This window comes from Enterobacter sp. UPMP2060 (assembly GCF_053709655.1).
On sequence record NZ_JBSKJQ010000026.1, the window covers coordinates 1 to 5,297 of the forward strand.

Annotated in this window: 4 protein-coding genes; 3 read left to right on the top strand and 1 reads right to left on the bottom strand. The window is 53.9% G+C overall.

Annotation, left to right across the window (positions count from 1 at the left end; all coding sequences use genetic code 11):
• The 3 genes from ACWKXN_RS22325 to ACWKXN_RS22335 all read left to right on the top strand — a co-directional run.
• Positions 1–1,968: bifunctional acetate--CoA ligase family protein/GNAT family N-acetyltransferase (locus ACWKXN_RS22325; RefSeq protein WP_454544374.1), on the top strand; the 1,968-nt coding region annotated here is incomplete at its 5' end.
• Positions 1,969–2,078: 110 nt separating this feature from the next.
• Positions 2,079–3,434: a CDP-diacylglycerol--serine O-phosphatidyltransferase gene (pssA, locus tag ACWKXN_RS22330; protein ID WP_023333068.1), complete on the top strand. Its 1,356-nt coding sequence runs from the start codon at positions 2,079–2,081 to the stop codon at positions 3,432–3,434.
• A gap of 44 nt (positions 3,435–3,478) precedes the next feature.
• Complete coding sequence (locus tag ACWKXN_RS22335; RefSeq protein ID WP_033146245.1) at positions 3,479–3,802, top strand: YfiM family lipoprotein; 324 nt, start codon at positions 3,479–3,481, stop codon at positions 3,800–3,802.
• Here ACWKXN_RS22335 and ACWKXN_RS22340 read toward each other — a convergent pair.
• Positions 3,799–5,094, bottom strand: a complete 1,296-nt coding sequence (locus ACWKXN_RS22340; RefSeq protein ID WP_029741120.1) for an MFS transporter — start codon at positions 5,092–5,094, stop codon at positions 3,799–3,801. The two genes, ACWKXN_RS22335 and ACWKXN_RS22340, sit on opposite strands and share 4 nt — an antisense overlap.
• Positions 5,095–5,297 lie beyond the last annotated feature (203 nt).

Sequence of the window (5,297 nt, forward strand, 5' to 3'; positions counted from 1 at the left end):
ATCAAAAGCGGACGCAGCCCTGCGGCACAGCGTCTTCTGCATTCGCATTCCGGCATGGATCCCGCCTGGGACGCCGCCATTCAGCGCGCGGGGTTGCTGCGGGTACAGGATACGCACGAGCTTTTTTCCGCCGTTGAGACGTTAAGCCATATGCGCCCGTTGCGCGGTGAGAAGCTAATGATTGTCAGTAACGGTGCGGCCCCTGCCGCGCTCGCGCTGGACGAGCTGTGGCGGCGCTTCGGCAAGCTGGCAACGCTGAGTGAAGAGACGCTGCAGCGCCTGAAAGAAGCGCTTCCGACCAGCGTGACGCCCGGCAATCCGCTTGATTTGCGCGATGACGCCAGCAGCGACCGCTACATCAGGGCGATCTCCATTTTGCTGGATAGCCAGGATTTCGACGCGCTGATGATTATCCACTCCCCCAGCGCGGTCGCGCCGGGCAGTGAAAGCGCGCGCGCGCTCATTGACGCCGTGCGCAACCATCCGCGAGGTAAATACGTTACCCTGCTCACCAACTGGTGCGGCGAGTTTTCCTCTCAGGAGGCGCGGCGCTTGTTCAGCGAGGCCGGGCTGCCAACCTACCGCACGCCGGAAGGCACCATCACCGCGTTTATGCATATGGTGGAATATCGCCGCAACCAGAAACAGCTGCGTGAAACGCCGGCTTTGCCGGGGAATCTGACGGCGAACACCGTCGACGTTCACCGGCTGTTGCAGCAGGCCATTGAAGAAGGCGCGACCTCGCTTGATACGCATGAGGTCCAGCCCATTCTGGGCAGCTACGGGATGCAAACCCTGCCGACCTGGATCGCCAGCGACAGCGCTGAGGCCGTGCATATTGCCGAACAGATTGGCTATCCGGTGGCCCTGAAGCTGCGTTCCCCGGATATCCCGCATAAGTCTGATGTTCAAGGGGTTATGTTATACCTGCGTACGGCGACTGAGGTGCAGCAGGCAGCTGATGCCATTTTTGATCGGGTCAAAATGGCCTGGCCGCAGGCAAGGATCCACGGATTGCTGGTGCAAAGCATGGCAAACCGCGCAGGGGCTCAGGAATTACGGGTGGTGGTCGAACACGATCCCGTCTTCGGCCCGCTCATCATGCTGGGAGAGGGTGGCGTTGAGTGGCGTCCGGAGGAGCAGGCCGTGGTGGCGTTACCGCCGCTGAACATGAACCTGGCGCGTTATCTGATCATCCAGGCGATCAAAAGTAAAAAGATCCGTGGCCGGAGTGCGCTGCGCCCGCTTGATATTGCCGGGTTAAGTCAGTTCCTGGTGCAGGTGTCTAACCTGATTGTGGATTGTGCCGAAATCCAGCGGCTGGACATTCATCCGCTGCTCGCCTCGGGCAATGAGTTTACGGCGCTGGACGTGACCCTGGATATCGCGCCATTCGAAGGAGACAGAGAGAGCCGTCTGGCGATCCGCCCGTATCCCCTGCAGCTGGAAGAGTGGGTTGAGATGAAGAATGGGGAACGCGCCTTGTTCCGCCCTATTCTGCCGGAAGATGAGCCCCAGCTGCGGGCCTTTATCTCTCAGGTCACGAAAGAGGATCTTTATTATCGCTATTTTAGCGAAATCAACGAATTTACCCACGATGATTTAGCCAATATGACCCAGATCGACTACGATCGAGAAATGGCGTTTGTTGCCGTTCGTCGCTCCGATAAGGGGGATGAGATCCTCGGCGTCACGCGTGCTATTTCTGACCCGGATAACGTCGATGCGGAGTTTGCGGTGCTGGTGCGCTCCGATCTTAAAGGCCTGGGTCTGGGCAGACGGCTGCTGGAAAAACTCATCAGTTATACGCGAGATCACGGATTGTTACGCCTCAATGGCATTACTATGCCTAACAATCGCGGTATGGTGACCCTGGCGCGAAAACTTGGGTTTGACGTTGATATTCAGCTGGACGAAGGTATTGTGGCCTTGTCCCTCAGTCTGAGATCAGCAGACAAACGCGAGTAAGCTACTGGAAATGTTACCCACTTTGGACGGGACTGGTGGTATCATTGTCCGCTTATGTTGTTTGCATGGTACAGACAACCCTTCAATGAACAGAGAAGAAACGCACTGTGATGTTGTCAAAATTTAAGCGTAATAAACATCAACAACACCTTGCTCAACTACCGAAGATTTCTCAGTCAGTTGATGATGTAGAGTTCTTTTACGCTCCCGCTCATTTTCGGGAGACGCTTCTGGAAAAGATTGCCAGCGCCACGCGACGCATTTGCATTGTAGCGCTCTATCTTGAACAGGATGAAGGTGGGCGCGCGATCCTGAACGCGCTCTATGAAGCCAAACGTCAGCGTCCGGAACTTGATGTTCGCGTGCTGGTAGACTGGCATCGCGCTCAGCGTGGCCGTATTGGCGCTGCCGCCTCAAACACCAATGCTGACTGGTATTGCCGCACGGCGCAGGAAAATCCTGGCGTTGATGTGCCTGTTTATGGCGTCCCGGTTAATACCCGTGAAGCGCTCGGCGTCCTTCATTTCAAGGGATTCATCATTGATGACAGCGTGCTTTACAGCGGCGCAAGTCTGAATGATGTTTACCTTCATCAGCTCGATAAATATCGCTACGACCGCTACCATCTGATCCGTAATCCGCAGATGGCCGATATCATGTTTAACTGGGTTGATAAAAATCTGGTCCATGGCCGCGGTGTTAATCGCCTTGACGATCCTGAGCGTCCTAAAAGCCCGGAAATCAAAAACGATGTTCGCGCCTTCCGCCAGGAGCTGCGTGATGCGGTCTATCATTTCCAGGGTGATGCGAACAACGAAGAGTTATCCGTTACCCCGCTGGTAGGGCTCGGTAAATCAAGCCTGCTGAACAAAACGATATTCCATCTGATGCCGTGCGCGGAGCAGAAACTCACCATCTGTACGCCGTACTTCAACCTTCCTGCCGTGCTGGTGCGTAATATCATTCAGCTGCTGCGCGACGGTAAAAAAGTGGAAATCATCGTTGGTGATAAAACCGCAAACGACTTTTTCATTCCTGAAGATCAGCCGTTCAAAATCATCGGTGCGCTGCCTTATCTCTATGAGATCAACCTGCGCCGTTTCCTGAGCCGTTTACAGTATTACGTAAACACTGACCAGCTGGTTGTGCGTCTCTGGAAAGATGAGGACAACACTTACCATCTGAAAGGAATGTGGGTCGACGATGAGTGGATGCTGCTGACCGGTAATAACCTGAACCCACGCGCGTGGCGACTGGATCTGGAAAACGCTATCCTAATCCATGACCCGCAGCACGAGTTAGCCGCAAAACGTGAACGTGAGCTGGAGCTGATTCGCACGCATACCACTGTGGTTAATCATTACCGCGAACTGCAGAGCATTGCCGATTATCCGGTAAAAGTCCGCAAGCTTATCCGCCGCTTACGTCGTATCCGTATCGACCGACTTATCAGCCGTATTCTGTAATGTCCAGGCCCTGCCACCCGCAGGGCTTTTTTATGGAGCCGTTGATGCGTATTCCTCTGTTACTTAGCGTCCTCTTTCTGACTGGCTGTAGCCATATGGCCAACGATAACTGGTCCGGACAGGATAAAGCCCAGCATTTCCTCGCTTCCGCGATGTTGTCCGCAGCCGGCAATGAATATGCGCAGCATCAGGGATACAGCCGGGATCGTAGCGCGGCGATAGGGTTGATGTTCTCAGTCAGTCTTGGAGCATCAAAAGAACTGTGGGATAGCCGCCCCGCAGGGAGCGGCTGGAGCTGGAAAGATTTCGCCTGGGATGTCGCCGGCGCAACGACCGGCTATGCCGTGTGGCAGATGGCGCGCTATTAAAGTCGAATGCCTTTCCCTTTGCGATGCAACATCAGGGAAACAATAAAGGCCAGTGCGCCCATTATCGTTACGTACCAGAAGAATGTCGTTTCACTTCCCCATGATTTAAGCGACAACGCAACGTACTCCGCCGATCCGCCAAACAACGCATTAGCTACCGCATAAGAGAGCCCTACCCCTAAAGCACGTACCTGCGCCGGGAACATTTCAGCTTTCAGTATTCCGCTGATAGAGGTATAGAAACTGACAATCACCATCGCCAGCATCACCAGCGCAAACGCCGCATACGGCGAAGTCACATGCTGAAGGGCCGACAGAATAGGTACGGTACATAATGCCGACAGGCCGCCGAAAATCAGCATCGACGTACGTCGACCGATTTTATCCGAGAGCGCACCGATAATGGGTTGTATGAGCATAAAGACAAACAGCGCCACGGTCATGACTACGCTGGCGACGTTTGCGTGCATGCCGGTGGTGTTCACCAGGTACTTCTGCATGTAGGTGGTGAACGTGTAAAAACTGAGAGAGCCGCCCGCAGTAAAGCCCAGCACCATTAGAAAAGCTTTGCGGTTACGCCATAACCCTTTGAATGTTCCCGCCTCCTTCAGCGTTCTGACTTCCTTCTGAGAGGTTTCATCTAACTGACGGCGTAGCCAAAGTGCGACCACCGCCAGTACTGCGCCCATCGCGAAAGGAATTCGCCATCCCCAGGCGTGAAGTTGTTCATCCGTCAGAATTTGCTGCAGGATCACAACCACAAGAATGGCCAGCAGTTGACCACCAATCAGCGTGACGTACTGGAATGAGGCGTAAAAACCTTTACGGCCTTCCAGGGCAATCTCACTCATGTAGGTCGCACTGGTACCGTATTCACCGCCCACCGATAATCCCTGGAATAAGCGGGCCAGTAATAGTAGCGCCGGTGCCCAGGTACCAATCGATTCATATCCCGGTAAGCAGGCGATCACCAGAGAACCAAAGCACATCATGCACACCGAGATCAGCATAGAAGCCTTACGGCCGCGACGATCCGCAATGCGGCCAAACAGCCAGCCCCCGATGGGCCGCATTAAAAACCCTGCGGCAAATACCCCCGCCGTTTGTAGCAGCTGCGTTGTGGTGTTGCCGGATGGGAAGAAAATATGTGCGAAGTAGAGTGAACAGAATGAGTAGACGTAAAAGTCGAACCATTCAACCAGATTCCCTGAAGAGGCGCTGACGATTGCCCATACCCTTCTTCGGGTATCACTGTTAGCCAGCGTCCCGTTTGATGTAATGCTTTCTGTCATTGTGATTATGCTCCTGCCATAAACAGCGGCGTATTGAGCCAGGAGACTCAATTACCTCGTAAATGAAATGTTATAATTTTGTTATAAATAACATTGCGACAAGGATCACACATTCCATTAGCAGGATAAGGGATTAAGAGAAAGGCCAGAAAGGGTAAGCACAAAGCAAAAAACCCCGCACCTTACGGTACGGGGTTCTTCTA